Origin of the sequence: Streptomyces cyaneus (assembly GCF_004028635.1) — a bacterium.
Classification (GTDB): domain Bacteria; phylum Actinomycetota; class Actinomycetes; order Streptomycetales; family Streptomycetaceae; genus Streptomyces; species Streptomyces cyaneus.
The window spans coordinates 18,556-43,079 of the sequence record NZ_RQJW01000025.1 but is presented as its reverse complement, the minus strand read 5'-3'; the positions used below and the strand labels follow the sequence as shown (position 1 = coordinate 43,079).

Below are 24,524 nucleotides of genomic sequence, written 5' to 3'. Positions count from 1 at the left end.
CCCCGCAGAGGTGCCCAGCGGTCCGCCATCGCTCCGCTAGGGCTCCGCGGGACACCAGTTCTGCAGCAGCCGGAAGAACTCCTGCTCGTTGCCGCTCAGTCCCGCGTCCGCCAGCGCCTGTTCCGCCTCGGCGAGGACGGAGGGCGGCACAACGGGTGGTCGGCGGGAGCCGGGGGGACCGTCGAACGCGGCTCGTACGGTGTGCAACAGCCGCAGATAGGCCTGGACGGCGGTGCGCTCGCGGTCGGTCAGTACGGCGGTGGGCATCGGTCGGCTCTCCCCAAGTCGGCGTCGTCGCGTCGCGCCCGGCATATGAGGGCGCATCACCAGCTTGCCGTCCACCACTGACAATCGGGTTCGTCCACGCGTCGGTTCGCCCGCTTAGCGGAGGCGAAACCTCCCCGAAATCCCTTGTGGGAAAGCCGTCCTACGCTGGAAGGAAGGGCTTTCGGCCGCGCTCTCGCGGCCTGGGAACGCGTACAGGAACGGAGGCGAGTACATGGTCGACGTCCCGCCACGGCACCCGGCGCGCGCGGTACGGCTGCGTCCGGTGGGTGACGGAGAACTCGAGTTGCATCACCGCGTCGTGCACGGCTACCGGCGCGCCTTCCGGATGGCCGGCGACGGTCCGGCGCTGGTACTGATCCACGGCATAGGCGACTCCTCCGACACCTGGGCCGAGCTGATCCCCGACCTCGCCCGCACGCACACCGTGATCGCCCCCGACCTGCTCGGCCACGGCGCCTCGGACAAGCCGCGCGCCGACTACTCGGTGGCCGCGTACGCGAACGGCGTGCGCGATCTGCTCACCACGCTCGGCATCGAGTCGGCGACGCTGGTCGGGCACTCGCTGGGCGGGGGAGTGGCGATGCAGTTCGCCTACCAGTTCCCCGAGCGCACCGAGCGGCTGATCCTGGTCAGCGCGGGCGGGGTGGGCCGCGAGGTCAACCCGGTGCTGCGGCTGGTGTCGCTGCCGGGCGCCCATCTGATGCTGTCGACGCTGCGGCTGCCGGGCATGCGGCTCCAAGTCGGGCTGGCGGTGCGCCTGATGAGGCTCCTGGACACCGACCTCGGCCAGGACGCGCCGGAACTGCTCACCCTTGTCGACGCCCTGCCCGACGAGACCTCGCGCAACGCCTTCATCCGTACCCTGCGGGCGGTTGTCGACTGGCGCGGGCAGGTGGTCACCATGCTGGACCGCTGCTATCTCACCGAGGGCATGCCGACCATGCTGCTGTGGGGCGACCGGGACAGTGTCGTGCCGGTGCGGCACGCCTACGGCGCGCACGAGGCGATGCCCGGCAGTCGGCTGGAGATCTTCGAAGGGGCGGGCCACTTCCCGTTCCACACCGACCCGGCGCGCTTCGTCGCCCTGGTCGAGGAGTTCACCAGCGACACGGAGCCCGCCGACTGGAGCCGCGAGAGCTGGCGCGAGCTGCTGCGGGCGGGGCGGCCCGGCACGGCGGCGGGGCAGCCGGACACGGCCCGTGCACGCGCGGTGGAACGGGATCTGCGGGAGGCGAGCGAACGCAGCGCGACGTGACCCGAGGGGCTACCAGAGGTGCTACCCGGGGCTGTACTCGGCCCGACGTGCCCTCGATCAGCCCTGTGGCCCGAGGTACCCCAGCGACGCCTCGATCCGCCCCGCCAGATGGTCCCGCTGCCCCCGCACCGACGAAACCGCCAGCCACGCACGGCACTTGCTGGCCAGCAGCAGACCGAAGGTCTCGGCCTCCATCTCCTCCGCCTGGTCGAAGTGGCTGCGGGCGGCGACCTTCAGGACCGTCGATCGCAGGTCGGCCTCGTCGTCGAGGAGACGGGCCGCCACGGTGGCGCCCTCGATGCTGTGGCTGCAGTGGCCGGCCTTCATGTGCCACAGCTCGTGGCCGAGGATCACCAACTGGTGGTCGGGGGCGGTGCGCTCCTCGATCACGACGAGATCCTGGTCGGTCATGTCGAGCCACAGCCCGCTGGCCGTGCCGGGCGGGAAGGCGGCCGTACGGAAGTGGACGGGTCGGCCGCGGCGTCTGCTCATCGCGTCGCACAGGGCGCCGTACAGCTTCTCGGGCGCCGCGGGCACGGGAAGCGTCAGCTCCGCGACCAACTCGCCGCACAGGCGGCGCATTTCCCTACCGATGCCCACAGTTCTCCCGTTCTTCCCCGTTTTCCCCTCCGGATCACGACTCGGGCCGCTTGACGCTTTCCAAGAGCATGTCCAGCCACTCCGCGACCTTGTCGCGGTGCTGGTCGGTGGGCAGTTGGGCGGCCCGCCAGGCGATGCCGCGCACGCCGTGGTCCTGCAGGAGTCTCTCCAGCGGATCCTCGGCGGCCTGGGCCGCCTCGCGCTCCGCGAGCTTTTGCAGCAGATCCTGCTCGGTGCGCTGGAGGGCGCCCGCGAGTGCCTCGGGGTCCTCGGCCGTGAGGAATCCGGCGTGCACACGGAAGAAGCGCTGGATGGCGTCGCAGTGTTCCATGGTGGGGCGCCGGTCGCCGTTGATGAGAGCGCCCGCCTGCTGGCGTGACATGCCCGCGCCGTCGGCGATCTCCTGCTGGGTGTACTTGCGGCCGTTAGGCTTGAGCCGGGTGCGGCGCAGGAGGTCGAGCCGCTGCAGGAACCGGGCCTGTACGTCCGGCTCGCCCGCCGGGCGGCCGCTCAGCAGGGCCTTGACCACGGGCTCCGGGACGCCGGAGGCGACGGACAGGCGGCCGGTGGCGAAGACCTCCGCGTGCGGCACGCCGAGCCGGTCGGCGAGCGCGGTGACACGAGCGACGACGGCCGGCAGTGCGGCCGTCGGCGTGGCGCCCGAACCCTCGAAGGCATCCGTCACCGACAGAACTCCTACGTCTCTCACAGGCTTCTCACAAACGGTTGCCGTGAACTCGACGGACATTACCGGTTGGTTCGAACTCACATCCAGGTCTCGCCACAACTGTGGCCAATTTCAGCCGTCAACAGGCATGGAATGCCACGATAGTTGACACGCCTCTGACCGGGGCAGCAGGATCAAGGCGCCGCGTGAAGGCCGCATAGGCAAGAGGGGTGACCTCCCGATGGCATATCAGGCAGGTGGGCAGCGGTCCGTACCGCGGCCCGCCCCCGAGAGTCCCGAGGCCCAGGCGTATCTACAGGACTACGCCACCCTCCTGGAGGCCGTGCCCTTCCCGTCCGTCATCCTCGACCACCGCTGGGACGTCGTTCTGGCGAACACCGCTTTCGCGTCACTTTTCCGCGGTGTGGGCCCGCATCCCACCGCCATGCCCGACGAGAACTTCCTCAGGTTCGTGCTCTTCCACCCGGATGCGAGCACGGTACTCGGCGAGCACGAGTCCAACTGGTGCCTGCCGATGCTGGCCCACTTCGCGGCCGCCGTGGAGCGACACGGCCACGACCACGGCCTGCAGGCCATCCGCCGGGAGATCGCCCAGGACCCGATCATGGAGGCCGCCTACCGGCAGGGCCTGCCGCACTGGATCCGCGCGGTCGGCGAGCGGGCCGTCGCCCATGACGGCGCCGTACGCCCGTTGCTGCATCCCGACCCGCGCTGGGGCGCGACCGAATGCCGGGTCGTCGACGAGACGCCCAGGACCCTTCAGGAGTTGGGCTACACCCGGCTGACGCTGGTGTTGCGCGAGGTGCGCCGCGACCGATCCAGGGTGCGCGGGGCCCGCCGTACCGCGGCCCATCTACGCGTGGTGCCCACCCCCGAGGACTGAACGGGGCACCGTCGGCGTTCAGGTCGCCGACGGCGCCCCGTCAGGGTGGACGCCGGTTCCTGTGAGGAGGAGGTGGCGTGGGACTGTTCCCTCCGACTGTGGTGTGTGACATAGTACTGCCGTGACCGAGCGACTGACCTGCGACGTCGTGGTCGTCGGAGCCGGGATGGTGGGCGCGGCCTGCGCCCTGTACACGGCCCGGGCGGGCCTCGACGTCATCCTCGTAGACCGTGGCCCGGTGGCCGGCGGCACGACCGGCGCCGGCGAGGGCAACATCCTCGTCTCCGACAAGGAGCCGGGCCCCGAGCTCGACCTCGCGCTGCTCTCCGGCCGCCTGTGGGGCGAACTGGCCCGGGAGTTCGGGGCGGCCGTCGAGTACGAGGCGAAGGGCGGTGTCGTCGTGGCCTCGTCCCCGGATGGGCTCGCGGCGCTGGAGCGGTTCGCCGAAGAGCAGCGCGCCGCGGGGGTCGTCGCGGAGCCGGTCGCGGATGACGCCCTGTACGACCTCGAAGCCCACCTGGCGCCGGGCCTGCCGGGCGGCGTCCACTACCCCCAGGACTGCCAGGTCATGCCCGCCCTGGCCGCCGCCCACCTCGCCCGCGCCTCGGGCACCCGCCTGTTCACCGGCCGGACGGTGACCGACGTCCTGCGCACGCCGGACGGCGCGGTGCGCGGCGTCCGCACGGACAAGGGCGACATCCACACCCCGGCCATCGTCAACGCGGCCGGCACCTGGGGCGGAGAGCTCGCCGCACTCGCGGGCGTCCGTCTCCCCGTCCTCCCGCGGCGCGGCTTCGTCCTCGTCACCGAGCCGCTGCCGCGCCTGGTCCGCCACAAGGTGTACGCCGCCGACTATGTGGCCGACGTGGCCAGCGACTCGGCGGCGCTGCAGACCTCGCCGGTCGTCGAGGGCACGGCGGCGGGCCCGATCCTGATCGGCGCGAGCCGCGAACGCGTCGGCTTCGACCGGACCTTCTCCCTGCCCGTCGTACGGGCGCTCGCGGCGGGCGCGACACGGCTGTTCCCGTTCCTGGCGGACGTGCACGCGATGCGTGCCTACCTGGGCTTCCGCCCGTACCTGCCCGACCACCTGCCCGCCATCGGCCCCGACCCCCGCGTACCCGGCCTGTACCACGCCTGCGGTCACGAGGGCGCCGGCATCGGACTCGCCACCGGAACCGGCCACTTGATCGCCCGGGCGCTGACCGCGAAGACCCCGGACCTGGACCCGACACCGTTCCGCCCCGACCGCTTCGCCGAGGAGGCCGTATGAGAACCCCTCTGAAGCTTGCCGACGCCCACCCGGGCCCAGCCTTCCCGGTCACCCTGGACGGCCGCGAGATCGAGGCACTGCCCGGCCAGACGGTGGCCGCCGCGCTCTGGGCGGCCGGGGTCACCTCCTGGCGCACCACCCGGGGCGAGGGCCGGCCACGCGGCGTCTTCTGCGGCATCGGCGTCTGCTTCGACTGCCTGGTCACCGTCAACGACCGTCCGAACCAGCGGGCTTGCCTGGTGCCATTGCACCCGGGCGACGCCATCCGCACACAGGAGGGGACGGGCCACGATGACTGACCTCGCGGTGATCGGCGCGGGTCCGGCGGGACTCGCCGCGGCGCTGGCGGCCGCCGCACGGGGCGTGCGGGTCGCGATCGTCGACTCGGCGACGGAAGCGGGCGGGCAGTTCTACCGTCAGCCCGCTTCCGGCCTGCGCTCACGCCGCCCGCAGGCCCTGCACCACCAGTGGCGAACCTGGGAACGGCTGAGGGACGGCCTGGCCGGGAGCGGTGCCCGGTTCGCCGTTCAATTCCTGACGGAGCATCATGTCTGGTCCGTGGAACGGGACTCCGACGGTTTTACCGTGCACGCCCTGCTCGGCCCCGAGCAGCGCGAGTCGGTTGCCGTGCGTGCCGACGCCGTACTCCTCGCCACCGGCGGCTACGAGCGGGTGCTCCCTTTCCCCGGCTGGACCCTTCCCGGTGTCGTCACCGCCGGTGGTGCGCAGGCGATGCTGAAGGGCGGGCTCGTGGTGCCGGGGCGCACGGCGGTCGTCGCCGGGACCGGGCCGTTGCTGCTGCCCGTGGCGACCGGGCTCGCGGCAGCCGGCGTCGAGGTCGCGGCACTCGTCGAGGCGGCAGGCCCCAAGGACCTTGTACGGCACGGTCGGGCCCTGGTCGGCAAGCTTCCCGAGGGCGCGGGATACGCGGCCCGCCTCCTGCGGCACCGCGTCCGCCTCCTCTCCCGGCACACGGTCGTCCGCGCCCACGGCGACGACCGGCTCACCGGCGTCACCGTCGCCGCGCTCGACACTCGCGGCCGCGTCCGCCCCGGCACCGAGCGGTACCTTCCGTGCGACACCCTCGCCGTCGGACACGGGATGCTCCCGCACACCGACCTCGCCGAGACCCTCGGCTGCCGCCTGGACGGGCTGACGGTGGCCGTCGACGACGAGCAGCGCACGGATGTGCCCGGCGTCTGGGCGGCGGGCGAGTCCACCGGCATCGGTGGCGCGGCCCTCGCCCTGGCCGAAGGGCACATCGCCGGACGCTCGATCGCCGCACGCCTCAGGGGCAGCGAACCCGATCCGGCACAGTGGGCGTCGGCTGCCAAGGCCCGTACGAGACTTCGGAAGTCCGCCGCCGCCCTCGACGCGGCGTATCCGCCGCCCGCGCACTGGAGCGACCAGGTCACCGACGACACCCTCGTCTGCCGTTGCGAGGAGGTCACCGCCGGGGCCGTCCGCGAGGCCGTGGACGAGCTCGGGGCGGGCGACGTCCGCACCGTGAAGCTGCTGACCCGGGCCGGAATGGGCTGGTGCCAGGGACGTGTGTGCGGGCCTGCGGTCGCCGGGCTCGCCGGATGTGAACTCACCCCGTCCCGGCGGCCGTTCGCGCGACCTGTACCGCTCGGTGTGCTCGCTCGGCAGCACGACATGGCCACGGAGAAAGGAACCTCATGACCGACCGAACGACCGACCACCGCCCCTGGCGCGGCGTCCTCGTCGCCACCGCGCTCCCCCTCGACGACGATCTCCGCGTCGACCACGACAAGTACGCCGAGCACTGCGCCTGGCTCGTCGACAACGGCTGTGACGGTGTCGTGCCGAACGGCTCCCTCGGTGAGTACCAGGTACTCACCCCCGAGGAGCGGGCGAAGGTCGTGGAGACCGCCGTGGCCGCGATCGGCGGCTCGCGGGTGATGCCCGGAGTGGCCGCCTACGGCTCGGCCGAGTCCCGCCGCTGGGCCGAGCAGGCGCGCGACGCCGGCTGTGAGTCCGTGATGCTGCTGCCGCCCAACGCCTACCGTGCCGACGAACGCTCGGTGCTGTTGCACTATGCGGAGGTCGCCGAGGCGGGCATCCCGATCGTGGCGTACAACAACCCCATCGACACCAAGGTCGACCTCGTCCCCGAACTGCTCGCGAAGCTGCACGGCGAGGGGTACATCCACGCGGTCAAGGAGTTCTCCGGCGATGTCCGCCGCGCCTACCAGCTAGCCGAACTCGCCCCGGAACTCGACCTGTTGATCGGTGCCGACGACGTACTGCTGGAGCTCGCGATCGCCGGCGCGAAGGGCTGGGTCGCCGGTTACCCGAACGCGCTGCCGCGGTCCACCGTCGAGCTGTACCACGCGGCCGTCGGCGGCGACCTGGGCACCGCCAAGAAGCTCTACGAGCAGTTGCACCCGCTGCTGCGCTGGGACTCCAAGGTCGAGTTCGTGCAGGCGATCAAGCTGTCCATGGACATCGTCGGCCGCCACGGGGGACGCTGTCGTCCACCGCGGGTGCCGCTGCTGCCGGAGCAGGAGGCCACGATCCGCGCCGCCACCGAGCAGGCCGTCGCCGCAGGGCTCGCGTAACCGCATTCGCGCTGATCGCAAAGCTGATCGCAAAGGAGGCTGGACCGTGCGCAGCAAACTCGTCCTGCACGCCGTCGACTCGCACACCGAGGGCATGCCCACCCGCGTCATCACCGGCGGCATCGGCACGATCCCCGGCGCGACGATGAACGAGCGGCGCCTGTACTTCCGTGAGCACCGCGACGACATCAAGCAGCTCCTGATGAACGAGCCGCGCGGCCACTCGGCGATGAGCGGCGCCGTCCTCCAGCCGCCCACCCGCCCCGACTGCGACTGGGGCGTGATCTACATCGAGGTCTCCGGCTATCTGCCGATGTGCGGACACGGCACGATCGGCGTGGCGACCGTGCTTGTCGAGACCGGCATGGTCGAGGTCGTCGAGCCGGTCACCACGATCAGGCTCGACACCCCGGCGGGCCTCGTCGTCGCCGAGGTCGCGGTGGAGGACGGCGCCGCGAAGGCGGTCACCCTGCAGAACGTGCCGTCCTTCTGCGTCGCCCTCGACCGCAAGATCACACTCGCCGACGGGCGCACGGTGACATACGACATGGCATACGGCGGCAACTTCTACGCCATCCTGCCGCTGGACCAGTTCGGGCTGCCCTTCGACCGCTCCCACAAGGACGACATCCTCACGGCGGGGCTCTCCCTCATGGCGGCGATCAACGCCGAGGACGAGCCCGTGCACCCCGAGGACCCGTCCATCCGCGGCTGCCACCACGTCCACCTGGTCGCACCCGGCGCCACGGCCCGCCGTTCCCGGCACGCCATGGCGATCCACCCCGGCTGGTTCGACCGCTCGCCCTGCGGCACGGGCACCAGTGCGCGGATGGCGCAGCTGCACGCCCGCGGTGAACTGCCGCTGCACACCGAGTTCGTGAACGAGTCCTTCATCGGGACACAGTTCACCGGCCGCCTGCTGGGCACCACCGAGGTCGCGGGGCGCCCCGCCGTCCTGCCCAGCTTCACCGGCCGCGCGTGGATCACCGGCACCGCGCAGTACCTGCTCGATCCGTCGGATCCGTTCCCGGCCGGGTTCGTGCTCTGAGCATTGAGGATAATGAGGCACCGTAACGCGTGACATTGCACAGCTAGGAGACCCATGGCCGCCCAGCGCACCGGCGCCCCGTCCGCCGCAGCCGCCCCCGCGCTGCCCAGCCTGGGCGGCAAGAAGAGCAGCTACCGGGAGCGGGTCGCCGACGCCCTGCGGGCCGCGCTGATCGCCGGGGAACTGCTCCCCGGCGAGGTGTACTCCGCGCCGGCGCTCGCCGGCCGCTTCGGAGTCTCGGCGACCCCGGTGCGCGAGGCCATGCTGGACCTGGTCAAGGAGGGCCTGGTCGACACCGTCCCCAACAAGGGCTTCCGGGTCACCGCGGTCTCCGAGAAACAGCTCGACGAGTACAAGCACATTCGTGCGCTCATCGAGATCCCGACGGTGGTGGAGCTGGCCGGGACCGCCGACAAGGTCTCCCTGGAGGCGCTGCGCCCCGCCGCCCGGGAGATCGTCCAGGCCGCCGTCTCAGGCGACCTCATCGCGTACGTCGAGGCCGACACCCGCTTCCACCTCGGGCTGCTCGCCCTCGCCGGCAACGCCCACCTCGTCGAGGTCGTCGGCGACCTCCGCAAACGCTCCCGCCTCTACGGGCTGACCGCGCTCGTCCAGGCCGGCCGTCTGCTGGCCTCCGCCGAGGAGCACCTGGAACTCCTCGACGCCTTGATCGCACGCGATGAGAGGGCGGTACGAGAGGTCATGACCCGGCACCTGGGCCACGTCCGCGGTTTGTGGGCTGCCGGTTGATGTCCACGCCCCTAAGGGCAGCGCCCCAAAGGGGCGCGGGGCTGTATCGATATGCGGCTCCGCCGCGTGGGCGCGACAAGCCCCCACGACCTGCAGCCTCCAGACGGCCTATTCGACCGAGCTCTTAGGACCCGGCTGCCCAACCCCCCGCTTCGCCGCCTGGATCTGCTCGTACACATGGGTACGCAGCTCGGCGAAGCGCGGATCCACGCGGGTGTGCAACTGGTCGCGCCCGGCGGGCAGATCGACCTTCAGCTGTTCCTGTACGACGGTGGGTGAGGCGGACAGCACGATGACCCGCTCGCCGAGATAGACCGCCTCGTCGATGTCATGGGTGACGAACAGGATCGTGATGCCGCGCTCCCGCCACAGCCCCCGCACCAGGTCCTCCAGATCGGCCCGGGTCTGCGCGTCCACCGCCGCGAACGGCTCGTCCATCAGCAGCACACGGGGCTCGTACGCCAGCGCCCGGGCGATGGCGACCCGCTGCTGCATACCGCCGGACAACTGCCAGGGGTACGCCGTGACAGCGTCCGCCAGCCCCACCGACTCCAGCGCGTCCCGCACCAGCTCCCGGCGTCGCGCCTTGCTCAGGTCCTTTTGTTTCAAAGGGAGTTCGACGTTCTCGCCGACCCGCATCCACGGGAACAGACTGCGCCCGTACTCCTGGAAGACGAACGCCATCCCGGGCGGCGGGCCGCTCACCTTCCGCCCCTCCAGCAGGACTTCGCCGCTCGTCGGCGTGAGCAGACCGCCCATGCATCTCAGCAGCGTCGTCTTGCCGCAGCCCGACGGGCCGACGAGACAGACCAGTTCACCCGCGTCGACGGTGAAGGTGAGGTCGCGTACCGCCTCCACGCGGCGCCCGGACCCCTCGTAGACCTTCTTCAGGCCGCGTACGTCGAGCATGGACCGCCCCTTCACGATGTTCACTCAAGGCCGCCGGGTGGTCGCGCGCAGACCGTGGTACCAGCCGAGCACCCGGCGCTCGACCAGTCGGAAGACGACGGAGAGCAGGAAGCCGAGCAGGCCGAGGACGAGGATGCCGGTCCACATGTCGGGGACCGCGAAGCTGCGTTGGAACTGGACGACGGTGTAGCCGATGCCGTTGTTGGCGGTGAACATCTCGCTGATGACCATGAGGATGATGCCGATCGAGAGTGCCTGGCGCAGCCCGGCGACGATCTGCGGGCTCGCCGAGCGCAGCACCAGATGGCGCAGGCGGGCGATTCCCGTGACGCCGTAGGAGCGGGCCGTCTCCAGCATCACCGAGTCGACGGCGCGCACGCCCTCCACGGTGTTGAGCAGGATCGGCCAGACGCAGCCGCTCGCGATCACGACGATCTTCATGGTGTCGCCGATGCCCGCGAACAGCATGATGACCGGGACCAGCACGGGCGGCGGCACGGCCCGCAGGAACTCCAGGACCGGTTCGCACACCGCGCGCACCCTGCGGTAGGAGCCGATGACCGTGCCGAGCGCGACGCCCACCACGGCAGCCGACGCATAGCCGCCCAGGAGGCGCAGGATGCTCGGTACGACGTCCGTGCGCAGCCGGTCGGCCGTCCAGACGTCCGGGAAAGTGTCGAGGATCGTCCGCAGCGGCGGCCAGAAGGGATCCGTGCTGCCGTCCGACGCCGCCCACCACACGGCGACCAGCACCACGGGCAGCGCGACGACGAAGAACAGTCGCGTCAGCAAGCGCCCGATCACACCGCCACCTCTCCGCGCACCGACTGGTGCCAGGCCAGCGCCCGCCGCTCCACCGTTCGCGCCCCGACGTTGATGAGCAGTCCCAGCAGGCCCGCGACGACGATGAGCGCGTACATCTCCGGCACCGCCTGCGAGGTCTGCGCCACCGCGATCTGCCGGCCCAAGCCCGGTGCTCCGATGACGAGTTCGGCGGTGATCGCGAGGATCAGCGCCACCGCGGCGGCGAGCCGCACACCGGTCATGACGTACGGCAGGGCCGTCGGCCACAGCACGTGGCGCACGCGCGCCCAGGTGCCGAGGCCGTAACTGCGTGCCGTCTCCTCGGCGATCGGGTCGACGTCCTGGACGCCGTACAGGGTCTGGATCAGTACCTGCCAGAAGGAGGCGTACACCACCAGCAGGAGCACCGACTTCAGTTCGGTGCCGTAGAGCAGCACGGCCAGCGGGATCAGCGCCACCGACGGGATGGGGCGCAGGAACTCGATCGTCGAGGCCGTCGCCTCGCGCAGGTACGGCACGACGGAGACGACCACGCCCGCGACGACACCGGCGCAGACCGCGATGGCCAGGCCCAGTGCCCAGCCGGTGAGGGTGTCGCCGAGTGCGCTCCAGAAGGCGGGGTCGGTGACCTCGTCCGCGAGCGCTTCGGCGATACGGCTCGTCGGCGGGAAGTACGCCTCCTTGACCAGGCCGAGCCGCGGCACCGCCTCGCCCAGGGCGAGGAAGGCCGCGAGCCCGGCCGCACCGAGTGCGACGTTCTCGCCCCTCATGCGTTCATGTCCCTCATGCGTCCGTCTCTCACGGCAGCAGCGCGTCCAGGTCGGGCGTCTTCTTGAACAGGCCGTCCTCCTCGCCGAGCTTCATGAGGGCCTCGATGGAGGCGCGGTTCGGCTCGCTCGGCCACTTCGGCAGGATCACCTGCTCCAGCACCGACGCCGGGATCTTGGTGTACGTCGTGACGATCTGCCGGGCCTCGTCCGGGTGGGCCTCGGCGTACGCGAGGGACTCGGCGGTGGCGTCCTGGAACTTCTTGACCACGTCCGGGTGTTGCTGCGCGTACTGCGCCGAGGTGAAGTACATGGCGACGGTGACTTCCGGCGCGACGTCGACCAAGGGCGAGGCGATCTCCCGGCCGCCCTGGCTGCGGATGGTGGCGGTCGCCGGCTCGACCACGCACGCGGCGTCGATCTGGCCGTTGTCGAGGGCGGCCGGCATCTGGTCGAAGGGCATCTCGACGAGCGTCACCTTGTCGGGGTCGCCGCCGGCCTTGCGCACCGCCTGGCGGACCGCGGTCTCGTTGATGTTCTTCAGGGTGTTGATGGCGACCTTCTTGCCCTCCAGCTGCTTCGGCGACTTGACGGTGCTGTCCTTCTTGACCATCAGGCCGTTGAAGTCCTTGCCCCGCACGCCGGTCGAGGCGATGCCGTTGGCGACGGCTTTCACGGGGACGCTGTTGGTCTGGGCGACCATCAGGGACGTCACATTGCTGAAGCCGAACTGGAACTGCCCGCTGACCACGCCGGGCACGATCGCCGCACCGCCCTGAGCGGCGGTGAACTCCAGTTTCAGGCCGTGCTTCTCGAAGAAGCCCTTCTTCTGGCCGAGATACAGCGGCGCGACATCCACGATCGGGATGATTCCGAGCTTGACGGTGGTGACACCGCCGGACGACGTGCCCGCGTCCGACGGACCGCCGTCGGACGAGCCACAGGCCGTCGCGGCGAGCAGCAGGACGCCGGCGGTGAGACCGGCCGACAGACGACGCATGGCTCCTCCTGTACAGACAACGGTGCAGCGGTGTTCCGACAGGTTGTGCGCAAGGCGCACAGTAGTGCGCGGGAATGCCCTGCGGGAAGGTAGAAGTCTCAACGGAGCCGGGTCGAAGCCGGGTCAAAGCCGGGTCAAATGGCTTCGCCGACACCATTGTTGACACGATTGGAGGTGGCGATGCTTCCGGGAGACCGCGCACCACACTTCGTGAGGTCCTTCGAGCGCGGCCTCGCCGTGATCCGCTCCTTCGACGCCGAGCACCCCGCCCGCACACTCAGCGAGGTCGCCCACACCTGCGACCTGACCCGCGCCGCCGCCCGCCGACTGCTGCTGACCCTCGCCGACCTCGGCTACGTCCACCAGGACGGGCGCCTCTTCCGCCTCACGCCGCGGGTGCTGGAGCTGGGCTACTCGTACCTCTCCAGCGTCACCCTGCCGCAGATCGCCGAGCCGCATCTCGAGCAACTCGTGGCGCAGGTACGGGAGTCGTCGTCGCTGTGCGTCCTGGACGGCGACGACATCGTGTACGTCGCCCGGGTCCCGACCCGACGCATCATGACCGCGTCCATCACGGTCGGTACCCGCTTCCCGGCGTATGTGACGTCGGTGGGCCGGGTGATCCTCGCGCATCTGCCGGAGGACGGCGTCGAACTCCGGCTCGCCCGAGCGGAGTTGAAGCCCCTGACCGCTCGCACGATCACCTCGCCGGACGACCTGCGGGCCGAACTGCGGCGCGTCCGCCGACAGGGATACGCCATCGTCGACCAGGAGTTGGAGGAGGGGCTCCGGTCGGTCGCCGCACCGGTACGGGAGCGGGACGGCGAGGTGGTGGCCGGCGTGAACATCGCGGTGCACGCCGGCCGCACCTCGGTGGACTCCATCCGTGCGGACCTGCTGCCGCATCTGCTCGCGGCGGTGGCCCGGATCGAGGCCGACCTGAGGATCACAGGTCCAGCACGAGCCGCTTCCCACGGCACCGGGACACACAGATCATCATCGTCTCGCCGCTCTCCTGCTCCTCCGCCGTGAGCACCGAGTCCCGATGTTCCGGGGTGCCGTCGAGGACGTCGGTCTCACAGGTCCCGCAGGTGCCCTCGGTGCAGGAGAACAGCACCTCGACACCGGCGGCACGCACGGCGTCGAGCACGGAGACGTCCGGGGACACGGTGACCGTCTTGCCGCTCTGCGCCAGCTCGACCTCGAACTCCGTGTTCTCGCCGTCCTCCTGCTCCTTCGGCGCGAACCGCTCCGTGTGCAGCAGCCCGGCCGGGCACCGCGCCTCCACCGCGTCCAGCAGGGGCCCGGGCCCGCAGCAGTAGACGAGCGTGCCCTCGGGGACGTCGTCGAGCACCGAGGCGAGGTCCAGAAGGCCGGTCTCGTCCTGGGGCGCGACGGTGACGCGGCCGCCGCCGTAACGGCTCAACTCCTCGGTGAACGCCATGGATCGACGGGTCCGCCCGCCGTACAGCAGCGTCCACTCGGCACCCGCCGCCTCGGCCGCCGCCAGCATGGGCAGGATCGGGGTGATGCCGATGCCGCCCGCGATGAAGCGGTAGCGGGGCGCGGGCCGCAGGGCGAAGTGGTTGCGCGGCCCGCGCACCCGAACCTTGTCGCCCTGCCCCAACTGCTCGTGCACATGGGCGGATCCACCCCGCCCGTCCGGCTCCCGCAGCACCGCGATCCGCCAGGCGTTCCGGTCCGCCGGATCGCCGCACAGCGAGTACTGCCGCTCCAGCTCCGGACCGAGCACGACATCGAGGTGCGCGCCCGGCTCCCACGCCGGGAGCTCGTCGCCCAGTGGGTGGCGCAGGGTGAGGGCGAGCACGCCGTCGGCCGCGAACTCCCTTCGGTCGACGACGAGTTCGGCTTCGTACACGGTCATGAGCTGTTTCCTTGCGGCTCGTGTCCCTGGGGGTGGTGACCCTCCGGCTGGTGTCCCTGTGGATGGGCGAGCATCCACTCCCACATCTCGATCGGGTCCTGCGAGGTGTGCTCGCGTCCGCAGTGACAGGTGCCGTGCAGGACGTCGGTGCCCGGCAGCCAGTCGATGCGGTAGATCTCCCCGGTGGGGCTGCCGCTCACAGGACCTTCTCCACGGGCTTGTCGCCCTCCTCGACCAGCCGGGCGAGGATACGGCGGGCGGCCAGGCCACCGGTGTCGATGTTGATGCTCAGCTCCTGGTAGCCGGTGCGCTCGGTGCCGAGGGTCTGCTGCAGCAGGTTGAGGGCGGTGACGTCCTGCATGACGACGGTGTGGTTGTTGCCGCGCAGGAACTCGGTGACCTCCTCGTCGTCGGTCGCCCAGTCCCGCGAGACCATCCAGAAGTCGTACACCTTGCCGTCGCCGGACGGTGTGATGGCGTACGTGATCTCGGTGTGGAAGCCGTTCGGGTCGCTGCCGTCCGCCTCGGGCAGCACGCCGACCGGGGCGATACGGCTGTGCAGCAGATACAGGCACGGGGCGTGGTACTCGATGTCCTGCCACCGGGTGATCCGGCCCTCGATGCCGGTCGACTTGGCGTAGAACGGCGGGCACTCGGCGTCGTCCATGTGCCGGCTGACCCGTACGATGCCGGCGCCCTCGTCGACCTCGGTGGTGATCGGCGTCTCGGCGACCTCGGGGGTGCCGATGTAGCCGCCGTGGAGGTAGGTCTCGTGGGACAGGTCGAGCAGGTTGTCGACGAGGAGGCCGTAGTCGCAGTCGATGGGCTCCATGCCGCGCACGGTGACCCAGCCGGGGGAGTCGAGGTGCTTGGCCCGCGGGATGCTCTGCGGGTCGGCGAGCGCCGGGTCACCTATCCACACCCAGATCAGCGAGTCCTGCTCGACCACGGGGTAGGAAGCCACGCGCGCCGTACGCGGGATGCGTTTCTGCCCCGGCACGTACACACACGCACCGGTCGTGTCGTACGTGAACCCGTGGTACCCACACACGATCCGGTCGCCGTCGAGCCGGGTCGGGGCCTCGGACAGCGGGTAGCGGCGGTGCACACAGCGGTCGTGCAGGACCACCGGAGTCCCGTCCTCTTCCGTGCGATAGAGGACGAGGGTCTCCCCAAGGATCGTCCGACCGAGCAACTCGCGCCCGACCTCATGGCTGTAGGCGGCGACGTACCACTGGTTCCTGGCGAAGGCGGTCGTGTGCGGCATCGTTGCGGCTCCCGTCTCTCTGTGATGGCGACATCGTCCGGAAGGGCGTCACGGGGGCGCAATACTGCTTCCGCCTCACGGAAGGGCCGATGTAAGAGGCCTGTTCAGAGGGTTGATCTGGATCAGCCGAGTTCGACCCGAGTGGGCGCCTACGACTTATGTCGCTGCAGCTTTGATGAATTGCGAAGAGTCAGGAGACCGGGGTGAGCTCGCCGGTCACGGGAGTGGGAGTGCTCATGACTCAGGTCACCTCTCCGCTCGGCGGTGACGTGTTCAATGGCGGGGCAGTGCCTCGGCCACGGCGGTCTGGGAGGGCTCGATGGTGGTCCGCCCGTCCTCGATGTCCCACAGCGTGTTCTGCAGCAGCCGGGCCAGGGTCCAGCCGGCCGCGCGCCGGCGGTCCAGGCCGAGCGCCTCGGTCAGCAGGTCGAAGCGGCGCCGCACCGCCCGGGGAGCGTCCCCGGTGGGGTGGAGTTTCTCCCAGCCGGTGTCGAGCGCCGGCCACAGGTCGAAGCCCGGATCGCCGACGAGGGGTTCGGGGTCGATGGCCAGCCACGGCTCGCGCTCGGCGGCGAGCACGTTGTCGTAGTGCAGGTCCCAGTGCAGCATCCGGTCGCCGGGCTCGTCGGCCAGCTCGGTGAGTGCCGACGCCCAGCCGTGCAGCCGCCGCTGGTCCTCGGGGGCCGGCAGGGCGGCGACGGCCGCCGGCACGGACGCCAGCATGTCGCGCGCGACGTCACCGAGGCTGCGCAGGCCCTCGGGCGCCGGGACGGAGTGCAGCCGGGCCATAAGTCCGGCCAAGGCGGTCATGGCCGGGCGTGCAGTAGCCGCACTGGAAGGCGTCCTGGTCGATGAACGCCTGTTGCAGGGGATGCAGTTGATCACCCTTGGCCAAACCCTCGATGGTGGTGACCTCGGCGCCCTCCAGCCGCACCGCCGGCGTCAGACAGGAGTTGACCCGCCGACCGTCGACCAGAACCGTGCACGCCCCGCAGGCCCCCGCGTTACAGCCCTTCTTGGAACCGGTCAGACCGAGGTGCTCGCGCAGCAGATCCAGCAGCGAGGTGCGGTTGTCGACCGTGACGGTGTGCCGCTCGCCGTTGACGGTCAACGAGACGCGGCTGCCCGGCGCCGCCTCGGCGGCAGCGACCTCCTCGGCGCCGACAAGCGAGGGACCCGCGATCAGACCGCCCGCCGCGGAGGTCGTTGCGATGAAGGCACGGCGCCACGGTGCGGACGCGGCCCGGGTGGGGGGAGACGTGGCTACTCGGGGGTTTCGGTAGACATGCTCACTCTCTCGACTCAGGGGAGTTGGGGGACTTGCTGATCGGCGTGAGCCCACGACGGAGTTCACCGTTGCCCCGCACGGCATTTCGGCTTCCGCCCTCAGCCTGGTGGGCCGACCGGACGTGTGGCAGGGCGGGTTTTGCCAGGTATTGACCAGCCAGGGTGTGACAGGGCCCCTCTCCCACCTGTCGCACATGGCACGGGACTGTCAGACTGTCCCGTTCGAGAAGCGGGGTCAGTTCTGGAGGACGCCGATGCGCCGCAGCCACGACCGGACTTCGGCATCGGCTTTCCGGACTTCCTCGCCGCGCACCGCGAGCCCTTCACCGATGGTCGCGCCCGGGCAGGAGGCCGCGTAGTCGCGCTCGGTGCTACCCAGCCCGCTCATCGCATGCGTCGTGACCGGATGGACCGTCTTGCCGCGGAAGTCGTACCTGTCGGCGAAGGTCGACATGATCATGGGCGCCCGGACGTTCCAGATGGGACTGGCCGGCAGCACCACGTCGTAACCGTCGATCGAGGCCAGGGGGTTGGCGATGGCGGGCCGTGCGTCGGCGTCCTGTTCGCGGACGTTGCGGGCGACCGTCGCGTCGTAGTCGTCGGAGTAGGGGTCGACGGCTTCGATACGGTGCACGTCGCACTCGATGTGCCCGCCGATCATGCGGGCGAGGACTTCGGTGTTGCCGGTCTTGAGGTTCGTACGCCCGCCGTGGGAGTAGTTCTCGCCCGGCCGGGAGAAGTAGGCCAGCAGGACCCGACTCCGACTCCCGGGCGAGGCCGTGGTGGCGGGGCGCTCGTCGTCCCCCGGCGCCGTGTCGCTCGACCGCGACGGGGAACAGCCGGTGATCTGGACACCGGTCATGACGGTCGCTCCTCCCAGGAGTACGCCGCGAAGGAGCGCGCGGCGTCCCGGCGCGGCGGGTTTGCCTTGCCGGGTGCCGCGTTGCCCCGCGGGCGGGTTCAGCGGTTGATCCATCGCTGCATGTGCTCCGGGTAGCGGTCGCCGCTGACGTCGATCCGGCGGCCGCCTCGGTGATCTCCGCCAGGTCCTCGGGGGCGAGCTCGATGTCCACCGCGCCCGTGTTCTCCCGCAGACGGTGGATCTTCGTGGTGCCGGGGATCGGCACGATCCAGGGGTGCTGGGCGAGCAGCCAGGCCAGCGCGATCTGGGCGTTGGTGGTGCCGTTGCGGGCGGCGACGGCCGACAACAGGTCGACGAGGGCCTGGTTGGCCGCGCGGGCCTCCTCGGTGAACCGCGGCAGGCTGCCTCGCAGGTCGGAGTCGCCGAAGGACGTGGTGCTGGAGATCGCGCCGGTCAGGAAACCCTTGCCCAGCGGGCTGAAGGGGACGAAGCCGATGCCGAGTTCGAGCAGCGTGGGCAGGATCCGCTCCTCGGGCTCGCGCCACCACAGGGAGTACTCGCTCTGCAGGGCCGTGACCGGCTGTACGGCGTGGGCGCGGCGGATGACGTCCACCCCGGCCTCGGACAGGCCGAAGTGCTTGACCTTGCCCGCCTCGATGAGTCCCTTCACCGCACCGGCGACCTCCTCGATCGGCACGTCGGGGTCGACACGGTGCTGGTAGAGCAGGTCGATGCTGTCCACGCCCAGCCGGCGCAGGGAGTCCTCCACCGTGGCCCGGATGTGCTCGGGGCGGCTGTCCAGGCCGGTGGACCGGGAGCCGTCGTAGGAGAAGCCGAACTTGGTGGCGATGACGACGTCGTCGCGTACGGGTGCCAGGGCCTGCCCGACCAGTTCCTCGTTGGTGAACGGGCCGTAGACCTGGGCGGTGTCGAAGAAGGTGACGCCCTGGTCGACGGCGGCGCGGATGAGGGCGATGCCGTCCTTGTCGTCGACGACGGCCGGGCCGGGCCGGGTTCCTTGCCGCGTTCCAGGCGGGCGTAGTAGTCGATGCTGATGCCGGCGAGGGTGGCCAGTTCCTCACGGCGCAGACCGGGCGTGCGGCGCAGTCCCGGGCCGACCGTGAGGCCGGCCTCGGCCGGGGTGGTCCGGACCCGGTGGGCGCGCAGGAAGCTGCCCAGCTCGGTGCCCCCGCTGGCGGGCTGCTCACGTGTCATGCCTTCGAGTGTGCGGATGGAGGTGACTGGCCTGTAGGCGTGTAGGGGGCCGTGTCATGCCCCTGAACACCGTTCCCTGGCACGGCGCGATCTGGCAGGCGATGCGTGTAAGAGAGGCCATTGCCGGTGTCGGGACACAACTGCCGGTCGGTGACGCCCAGCGACCGTCACTCGTTCGCCCGGGCCGTCGCCTCATCGTCGACGGGGATGCCCAGTCGGCCGGCCACGGTGGTGAGAGCCGTTCCCAGCGGGAGCGCGACCCGGGTGAGGGCGTGCCGGTCGCCGCGGGTCTGGTCCCGATTGACGATCAGCACCGGCTTCCCGGCCTGGGCTGCCTGGCGGACGAACCGGAGCCCGGACATCACCGTCAGCGAGGAACCCAGGACCAGCAGCGAGGCAGCCTCGCGGACCAGTTCGCGGCAGTGCTCGACCCGCGGCGGCGGAACGGTTTCGCCGAAGAACACCACGTCCGGTTTGAGGATGCCGCCGCAGACCGTGCAGGGCAGCACGCGGAAGTCCCCGACCTGTGCGTCGGTGAGGTCGGCGTCGCCGTCCGGGTTGATTCCGGCGGCCACCGGCTCGAAGCCCGCATTGGCCTCCTCCAGCCGCCGGGCGAGTTCGCGGCGCGGGCTGAAGGCGCCGCAGGAAAGACAGACGACCCGAGCCAGGCTGCCGTGCAGTTCCACGACGCCCTCGGTGCCGGCGGCCTGGTGCAGGCCGTCGACGTTCTGGGTGATCACGCCCGAGAGCAGGCCGTGCCGCGCGAACGCGGCCACGGCCCGGTGTCCGGCGTTGGGGCGGGCGCGGCCGAAGGTGCGCCAGCCGAGGTGGCTGCGCGCCCAGTACCGGCGCCGGGCCTGGCCACTGGCGGTGAAGTCCTGGTAGGTCATCGGAGTGTGCCGGCTCAGGCTCCCGCCCTCGCCGCGGTAGTCGGGGATGCCCGACTCCGTGGAGATGCCCGCCCCGCTGAGAACCAGCACACCACCAGTGCTCAACAGACCGGCGACCGGCTCCAGATCCGTGGTGCCCGGCGGCAGATCCGCGGTCGGGGTCCAGCTCACAGTGGGGCGCATGCGCATGCCGCCAGGGTACGGAACCGGCTGCCACCCCCGTTTCCGCTGTCGATGGCGCCGGTGGCTCGGATGCGGATGTGTCTCCGGCCGGGGTCGGTCGGAGGCACATCCGCGTGGACAGAACGGCTAGCGCACGTACCACTGGTTCCTGGCGAAGGCGCCGGAGCAGGGCCGAGCGCGGGCTCGCGCCCTCCTCCGCCGCCGAGGCCGAGTGAGCACTTCAGTCCGGGTTGTACGACGGACAAGTCCTGATCGCGGCGGCCCGGCGGCAGCGGCCTGCCTCTGGCCGCTGCGGTCCCCTCTGTGGCCGCATGGGTCAGTTCCCGCCGCCCGCCCGGTGCATAGGTTCCCCACAACACGTGAGACATCGGGAATGGAGGCGGACTGGTGAGTGAGAACCACTACGACACCTGTGTGATCGGTGCGGGCCCCGCAGGGCTGGCCGTCGCGAGGGCGCTGGCCGAGCGGGACCTGCCGTACACGCACATCGAGCGGCACACCGGACCGGGCGGACTGTGGGACATCGACAACCCGGGCAGCCCGATGTACGAGTCGGCCCACTTCATCTCCAGCAGGACCCTCTCCGGCTTCGGCGGCTGTCCGATGCCGGATCACTTCGCCGACTACCCGCCGCACCGGCAGATCCTGTCCTATCTGACGTCGTTCGCCGAGGCGTACGGACTCAGGGACCGGATCGAGTTCGGCACAGAGGTCCGCAGCGTGGAGAAGAACCCGGACGGCACCTGGACGGTCACGCGGGCCGACGGGCGGGCCGGCACACACCGGCAGGTCGTCGTGTGTACGGGCGCGCAGTGGCACCCCAACGTCCCCGACCTCCCCGGAGACTTCACCGGCGAGGTCCGCCACACGGTCACCTACCGCAACAGCGCTGAACTGCGGGGCAGGCGGGTGCTGGTGGTGGGTGCGGGGAACTCCGGGCTGGACATCGCCTGCGATGCGGCGCGGTCCGCCGACCACGCGGCGATCAGCATGCGCCGCGGATACTGGTTCATACCCAAGCACCTGTTCGGCCGGCCCGTGGACACCATCGCCGCGGGCGGACCCCACCTGCCGATGTGGCTGCAGCAGAAGCTGTTCGGCGGCCTGCTGCGGCTGCTCAACGGTGACCCTCGCAGGCTCGGTCTGCAAAAGCCCGACCACAAGCTGTTCGAGACCCACCCGGCCATCAACTCGCTGCTGATCCACCACCTCCAGCACGGCGACATCACGGCCAGGCCCGGCATCGCACGCGCCGAGGGCCGGACGGTGCACTTCACCGACGGCACCAGCGACGACTTCGACCTGATCCTGCTGGCCACGGGATACGTCCACAAAGTCCCCGTCGCGCAGAAGTACTTCGGCGACGAGCAGCACCCCGACCTCTACCTGTCCTCCTTCTCCCGCGAGCACGACGGCCTGTTCGGCGTCGGCTTCGTGGAGACCAACTCCGGGGCCTACCAACTCTTCGACAGCCAGGCCCAGTTGATCGCCTCCTTCATCCGGGACGCGAGGGCCGGGCTGCCGACCGCCGAGCGGTTCGCCCGCATGATCCGCAGCGACCGGCCGGACCTGTCCGGCGGACTGCGGTTCGTCGACTCGCCCCGCCACACCGGCTACGTCCACAGCGACGCCATCGTGAAGTACCTCGGCAAGGTCGCCCAGGGGATGGGCTGGCGTACCGCGGGCCTGCCGCCTCGGGCGACGTCCGTGCGACAGGAGGCGGTCGCGTCATGACGTACGACTTCCGTGACAAGGTCATCCTGGTGACCGGCGGCGCCGGAGGCATCGGCAGCGCCCTGTGCCACCGCTTCGCCGCGGGCGGTGCCCGCCTCCTCGTGGTCGACATCGACGAGCTGCGGGCCAATCGGACCGCTGCCGATCTGCCCGGGAGCGGGCATGCCGGGCTGGGCTGCGACCTGCTGGACCGCGCCGCGGTGGAGCAGATGCTCGACGGCATCGCCGCCACCCACGGCCGTATCGACGTCCTGGTGAACAACGTGGGCATGACCAGCGCGGAGCGCTTCGACGTGCGCAGCGTCGAGAGCATCGAGCGGGAGATCGACGTCAACCTGGTCGCCCCGCTGGTCACGACCCGGCTCGCCGTCCCGCTGCTGCGGAGCTCCGGTGATCCCCGAGTGATCACGACCGTGTCCCTCGGCGGGATCTTCCCGCTGGGCGAGACCCCCGTCTACACCGCCTCGAAGTTCGGGCTGCGGGGCGCGATGCTCGCCATCGGCCTTGACCTGCGGGACAAGGGCATCCAGGCCGGCTCAGTACTGCCGTCGGCGACCGACACGCGGATGCTCCGTCAGGAGGCCGTCGAGGGCGGGAACTCCCTGCAGTTCCAGGACACGCCGCAGCAGCCGTCCGATGTCGTCAGGGCGGTCGTGAGCCTGCTGGACAAGCCCCGCCTGGAGGCCTACGTCAGGCCCGGCGAGTCCCGGCTGGTGCGGTGCGCGATGCTGGCGCCGAACCTGCTGCCCAGGCTCTTCCCGCTGTTCCGCAAGCGGGGTGAGCGGGGCATGGCCCGCTATCTGGAGGACCTGCGCCGCAGGGGACTGGCCCGCCGGGGCGGCGGCGGCCGGTGGGAACTGGTGGAGGAAGCATGAGCGGGACGGACGTCACGGATGCCCACGGGACGCTCGACGTCGTCAATCCCGCGACAGGTGAGCTGATCACGACCGTACCGGCGGCGAGCGAGCAGGACGTCGCGCTCGCCGCGGAGCGGGCGCACAAGGTCTTCGTCAGCGGCGTCTGGCCCGGCCGGTCCCCGCGTGAGCGAGCCGCTGTCCTGCTACGCCTGGCCGACCTCATGGAGCGCGACGCCGAGCTCCTCGCCCGGCTGGACTGCGAGGACGCGGGCAAACCGATCACCGAGTGCCGTACCGGCGATGTGCCCGGGGCGATCGAGTCGATCCGCTGGTTCGCGGAGGCGGCCGACAAGGTCTTCGGCCGCATCGCCCCCACCGGTCACGAGAGCCTGGGCCTGGTGAGCCGGGAACCGGTCGGGGTGGCCGCCGCGATCCTGCCCTGGAACTACCCGCTGGCCATGGCCGCCTGGAAGGTCGGCCCTGCGCTCGCCGCGGGCAACTCCCTGCTGCTCAAGCCCGCCGAGGCCACCCCGCGCTCCACCCTGCACCTGGCCGGACTGGCGGCCGAGGCAGGTCTGCCGGACGGCGTGCTCACCGTGCTTCCCGGCCACGGCACCGTCACCGGTACGGCGCTCGCCCGCAACCCGCTCGTGCGCGCACTGTCGTTCACCGGATCCACCGCCACCGGACGCCGCGTCCTGGCCGACGCGGCGGAGACCAACTTCAAGCGGGTCTCCTTGGAGATGGGCGGCAAGAGCCCCCAGGTCCTGATGGCGGACGCGCTCGACTACGGCGACGAACTGCTCGACAACATGATCGAGGCCGCGTTCCTGACCATGGGGCAGAACTGCACCGCCGGCTCCCGCGTCCTGGTCCACCACAGCATCGCCGAGGAGGTGCTGGACCGGTTCACGGCCGCCGCGAAAAGCCTCACCATCGGCGATCCCGCCGACTCACGCACCCAGATGGGGCCGCTCATCAGCCGTGCCGCCTTCGACCGGGTCGCGTCGGCGGTGGACGCCGCCCGCTCCGCCGGAGCCCAGATCCACACCGGCGGGCTGCCGCACGGTCTTCCGCCGCGCGGTGCCTACTACCCGCCCACCGTGATCAGCCGGGCCCCGGCGGGCAGCGACGTGCTCACGAAGGAGCTGTTCGGCCCTGTCGTCACCGTCCAGACTTTCGCCTCTCAGGACGAGGCGGTGCGGTTGGCGAACGCCACCGAGTACGGGCTCGCCGCCTCGGTGTGGACCCGCGACCTCGACGCAGCGCTCCGGCTCGCGCGGGGCATCGAAGCCGGGGTGGTCTCCGTCAACGCGTACAGCGAAGGCGACATCACCACCCCCTTCGGCGGGTGGAAGCAGTCGGGGTTCGGCGGCGCGGAGAAGTCCACCGACGCCTTCGCGCAGTGGACCAGAGAGAAGACCGTCTGGATCCGTACGCGCTGACGCGGCGGCCCGGTGGCCGGTCTCGGTGGCCCTACGGCCCGGTGACGCGTGG

The 24,524-nt window shown here is 70.9% G+C and carries 24 protein-coding genes and 4 pseudogenes; 12 read left to right on the top strand and 16 right to left on the bottom strand.

What is annotated here, in order from left to right; genetic code table 11:
* Positions 1 to 36: 36 nt before the first annotated feature.
* Positions 37 to 267: a hypothetical protein gene (locus EHO50_RS42720; protein ID WP_128437281.1), complete on the bottom strand. Its 231-nt coding sequence runs from the start codon at positions 265 to 267 to the stop codon at positions 37 to 39.
* A 232-nt stretch (positions 268 to 499) separates the two neighbouring features.
* Here EHO50_RS42720 and EHO50_RS42715 point away from each other — a divergent pair, with 232 nt between their 5' ends.
* Positions 500 to 1,543 (top strand): alpha/beta fold hydrolase, encoded by a 1,044-nt coding sequence (locus tag EHO50_RS42715; RefSeq protein ID WP_128437280.1) that lies wholly within the window; start codon positions 500 to 502, stop codon positions 1,541 to 1,543.
* Between the two features lie 57 nt (positions 1,544 to 1,600).
* On the opposite strand, the gene EHO50_RS42710 is transcribed toward EHO50_RS42715, so the two are convergent.
* Both EHO50_RS42710 and EHO50_RS42705 read right to left on the bottom strand, forming a co-directional pair.
* Complete coding sequence (locus EHO50_RS42710; RefSeq protein ID WP_128437294.1) at positions 1,601 to 2,125, bottom strand: toxin-antitoxin system, toxin component; 525 nt, start codon at positions 2,123 to 2,125, stop codon at positions 1,601 to 1,603.
* A gap of 52 nt (positions 2,126 to 2,177) precedes the next feature.
* The gene (locus EHO50_RS42705) at positions 2,178 to 2,828 is read right to left on the bottom strand and encodes a helix-turn-helix domain-containing protein (protein WP_128437279.1); all 651 of its coding nucleotides are present in this window, start codon (positions 2,826 to 2,828) and stop codon (positions 2,178 to 2,180) included.
* Between the two features lie 223 nt (positions 2,829 to 3,051).
* Here EHO50_RS42705 and EHO50_RS42700 point away from each other — a divergent pair, with 223 nt between their 5' ends.
* The 7 genes from EHO50_RS42700 to EHO50_RS42670 all read left to right on the top strand — a co-directional run bounded on the left by EHO50_RS42700 (position 3,052) and on the right by EHO50_RS42670 (position 9,367).
* Complete coding sequence (locus tag EHO50_RS42700) at positions 3,052 to 3,714, top strand: MmyB family transcriptional regulator (RefSeq protein ID WP_164905117.1); 663 nt, start codon at positions 3,052 to 3,054, stop codon at positions 3,712 to 3,714.
* Positions 3,715 to 3,835: 121 nt separating this feature from the next.
* Positions 3,836 to 4,987 carry an NAD(P)/FAD-dependent oxidoreductase gene (locus EHO50_RS42695; RefSeq protein ID WP_128437277.1) on the top strand — a complete coding sequence of 384 codons (1,152 nt, stop codon included), beginning with the start codon at positions 3,836 to 3,838 and terminating at the stop codon, positions 4,985 to 4,987.
* Complete coding sequence (locus EHO50_RS42690; RefSeq protein WP_128437276.1) at positions 4,984 to 5,286, top strand: (2Fe-2S)-binding protein; 303 nt, start codon at positions 4,984 to 4,986, stop codon at positions 5,284 to 5,286. The genes EHO50_RS42695 and EHO50_RS42690 overlap by 4 nt, the downstream gene beginning before the upstream one ends.
* The gene (locus EHO50_RS42685; RefSeq protein WP_128437275.1) at positions 5,279 to 6,670 is read left to right on the top strand and encodes an FAD-dependent oxidoreductase; all 1,392 of its coding nucleotides are present in this window, start codon (positions 5,279 to 5,281) and stop codon (positions 6,668 to 6,670) included. The genes EHO50_RS42690 and EHO50_RS42685 overlap by 8 nt, the downstream gene beginning before the upstream one ends.
* On the top strand, positions 6,667 to 7,569 hold the full coding sequence (locus tag EHO50_RS42680; RefSeq protein ID WP_128437274.1) for a dihydrodipicolinate synthase family protein: 903 nt from the start codon (positions 6,667 to 6,669) through the stop codon (positions 7,567 to 7,569). Before EHO50_RS42685 ends, EHO50_RS42680 begins: the two co-directional genes overlap by 4 nt.
* Positions 7,570 to 7,615: 46 nt before the next feature.
* On the top strand, positions 7,616 to 8,617 hold the full coding sequence (locus EHO50_RS42675) for a proline racemase family protein (RefSeq protein ID WP_128437273.1): 1,002 nt from the start codon (positions 7,616 to 7,618) through the stop codon (positions 8,615 to 8,617).
* Between the two features lie 54 nt (positions 8,618 to 8,671).
* The gene (locus EHO50_RS42670; RefSeq protein WP_128437272.1) at positions 8,672 to 9,367 is read left to right on the top strand and encodes a GntR family transcriptional regulator; all 696 of its coding nucleotides are present in this window, start codon (positions 8,672 to 8,674) and stop codon (positions 9,365 to 9,367) included.
* Positions 9,368 to 9,475: 108 nt separating this feature from the next.
* Here the strand turns inward: EHO50_RS42670 and EHO50_RS42665 are convergent, their stop codons facing one another.
* Genes EHO50_RS42665 through EHO50_RS42650 form a run of 4 tightly spaced genes read right to left on the bottom strand, consistent with a single transcriptional unit; the run spans position 9,476 to position 12,847 of the window.
* The gene (locus EHO50_RS42665) at positions 9,476 to 10,276 is read right to left on the bottom strand and encodes an ABC transporter ATP-binding protein (RefSeq protein ID WP_128437271.1); all 801 of its coding nucleotides are present in this window, start codon (positions 10,274 to 10,276) and stop codon (positions 9,476 to 9,478) included.
* A 24-nt stretch (positions 10,277 to 10,300) separates the two neighbouring features.
* Positions 10,301 to 11,077, bottom strand: coding sequence for an ABC transporter permease (locus tag EHO50_RS42660; protein ID WP_128437293.1), 777 nt, complete (start codon positions 11,075 to 11,077; stop codon positions 10,301 to 10,303).
* Positions 11,077 to 11,850 (bottom strand): ABC transporter permease, encoded by a 774-nt coding sequence (locus EHO50_RS42655; protein ID WP_128437270.1) that lies wholly within the window; start codon positions 11,848 to 11,850, stop codon positions 11,077 to 11,079. The genes EHO50_RS42660 and EHO50_RS42655 overlap by 1 nt, the downstream gene beginning before the upstream one ends.
* A gap of 28 nt (positions 11,851 to 11,878) precedes the next feature.
* Positions 11,879 to 12,847, bottom strand: coding sequence for an ABC transporter substrate-binding protein (locus EHO50_RS42650; RefSeq protein WP_128437269.1), 969 nt, complete (start codon positions 12,845 to 12,847; stop codon positions 11,879 to 11,881).
* A 180-nt stretch (positions 12,848 to 13,027) separates the two neighbouring features.
* On the opposite strand from EHO50_RS42650, the gene EHO50_RS42645 reads away from it, so the two are divergent.
* The gene (locus EHO50_RS42645) at positions 13,028 to 13,879 is read left to right on the top strand and encodes an IclR family transcriptional regulator domain-containing protein (RefSeq protein ID WP_128437268.1); all 852 of its coding nucleotides are present in this window, start codon (positions 13,028 to 13,030) and stop codon (positions 13,877 to 13,879) included.
* Here EHO50_RS42645 and EHO50_RS42640 read toward each other — a convergent pair.
* From EHO50_RS42640 to EHO50_RS42605, 9 genes and pseudogenes are all read right to left on the bottom strand, one after another.
* On the bottom strand, positions 13,794 to 14,732 hold the full coding sequence (locus EHO50_RS42640; RefSeq protein WP_128437267.1) for a PDR/VanB family oxidoreductase: 939 nt from the start codon (positions 14,730 to 14,732) through the stop codon (positions 13,794 to 13,796). The genes EHO50_RS42645 and EHO50_RS42640 overlap by 86 nt on opposite strands.
* Positions 14,729 to 14,932, bottom strand: coding sequence for a hypothetical protein (locus tag EHO50_RS42635; protein WP_128437266.1), 204 nt, complete (start codon positions 14,930 to 14,932; stop codon positions 14,729 to 14,731). Before EHO50_RS42635 ends, EHO50_RS42640 begins: the two co-directional genes overlap by 4 nt.
* Positions 14,929 to 15,999, bottom strand: a complete 1,071-nt coding sequence (locus EHO50_RS42630) for an aromatic ring-hydroxylating dioxygenase subunit alpha (protein WP_128437265.1) — start codon at positions 15,997 to 15,999, stop codon at positions 14,929 to 14,931. The genes EHO50_RS42635 and EHO50_RS42630 overlap by 4 nt, the downstream gene beginning before the upstream one ends.
* A gap of 273 nt (positions 16,000 to 16,272) precedes the next feature.
* Positions 16,273 to 16,860 (bottom strand): annotated as a pseudogene (locus tag EHO50_RS42625) (aminoglycoside phosphotransferase family protein); the annotation flags it as partial.
* A pseudogene (locus EHO50_RS45520) lies at positions 16,811 to 17,212 on the bottom strand ((2Fe-2S)-binding protein); the annotation flags it as partial. The pseudogenes EHO50_RS42625 and EHO50_RS45520, both read right to left, overlap by 50 nt.
* Before the next feature lie 309 nt (positions 17,213 to 17,521).
* Complete coding sequence (locus tag EHO50_RS42615; protein WP_128437263.1) at positions 17,522 to 18,148, bottom strand: flavodoxin; 627 nt, start codon at positions 18,146 to 18,148, stop codon at positions 17,522 to 17,524.
* A 223-nt stretch (positions 18,149 to 18,371) separates the two neighbouring features.
* A pseudogene (locus EHO50_RS45515) lies at positions 18,372 to 19,115 on the bottom strand (aldo/keto reductase); the annotation flags it as partial.
* Between the two features lie 21 nt (positions 19,116 to 19,136).
* Positions 19,137 to 19,363: pseudogene (locus EHO50_RS45510) on the bottom strand (helix-turn-helix domain-containing protein); the annotation flags it as partial.
* Positions 19,364 to 19,530: 167 nt separating this feature from the next.
* A complete protein-coding gene (locus EHO50_RS42605) occupies positions 19,531 to 20,442 on the bottom strand; it encodes an NAD-dependent protein deacetylase (RefSeq protein WP_128437261.1) in 912 nt (303 codons plus the stop codon).
* Positions 20,443 to 20,823: 381 nt separating this feature from the next.
* Between EHO50_RS42605 and EHO50_RS42600 the strand changes: the two genes are divergently transcribed.
* From EHO50_RS42600 to EHO50_RS42590, 3 genes are read left to right on the top strand one after another with little or no spacing between them, the layout of a single operon-like run.
* Entirely contained in the window at positions 20,824 to 22,170 is a 1,347-nt protein-coding gene (locus EHO50_RS42600) for a flavin-containing monooxygenase (RefSeq protein ID WP_181449801.1), read from the top strand.
* The gene (locus EHO50_RS42595; protein WP_128437260.1) at positions 22,167 to 23,045 is read left to right on the top strand and encodes an SDR family NAD(P)-dependent oxidoreductase; all 879 of its coding nucleotides are present in this window, start codon (positions 22,167 to 22,169) and stop codon (positions 23,043 to 23,045) included. The genes EHO50_RS42600 and EHO50_RS42595 overlap by 4 nt, the downstream gene beginning before the upstream one ends.
* Positions 23,042 to 24,472: an aldehyde dehydrogenase family protein gene (locus EHO50_RS42590; RefSeq protein ID WP_128437259.1), complete on the top strand. Its 1,431-nt coding sequence runs from the start codon at positions 23,042 to 23,044 to the stop codon at positions 24,470 to 24,472. The genes EHO50_RS42595 and EHO50_RS42590 overlap by 4 nt, the downstream gene beginning before the upstream one ends.
* Positions 24,473 to 24,524: the final 52 nt, after the last annotated feature.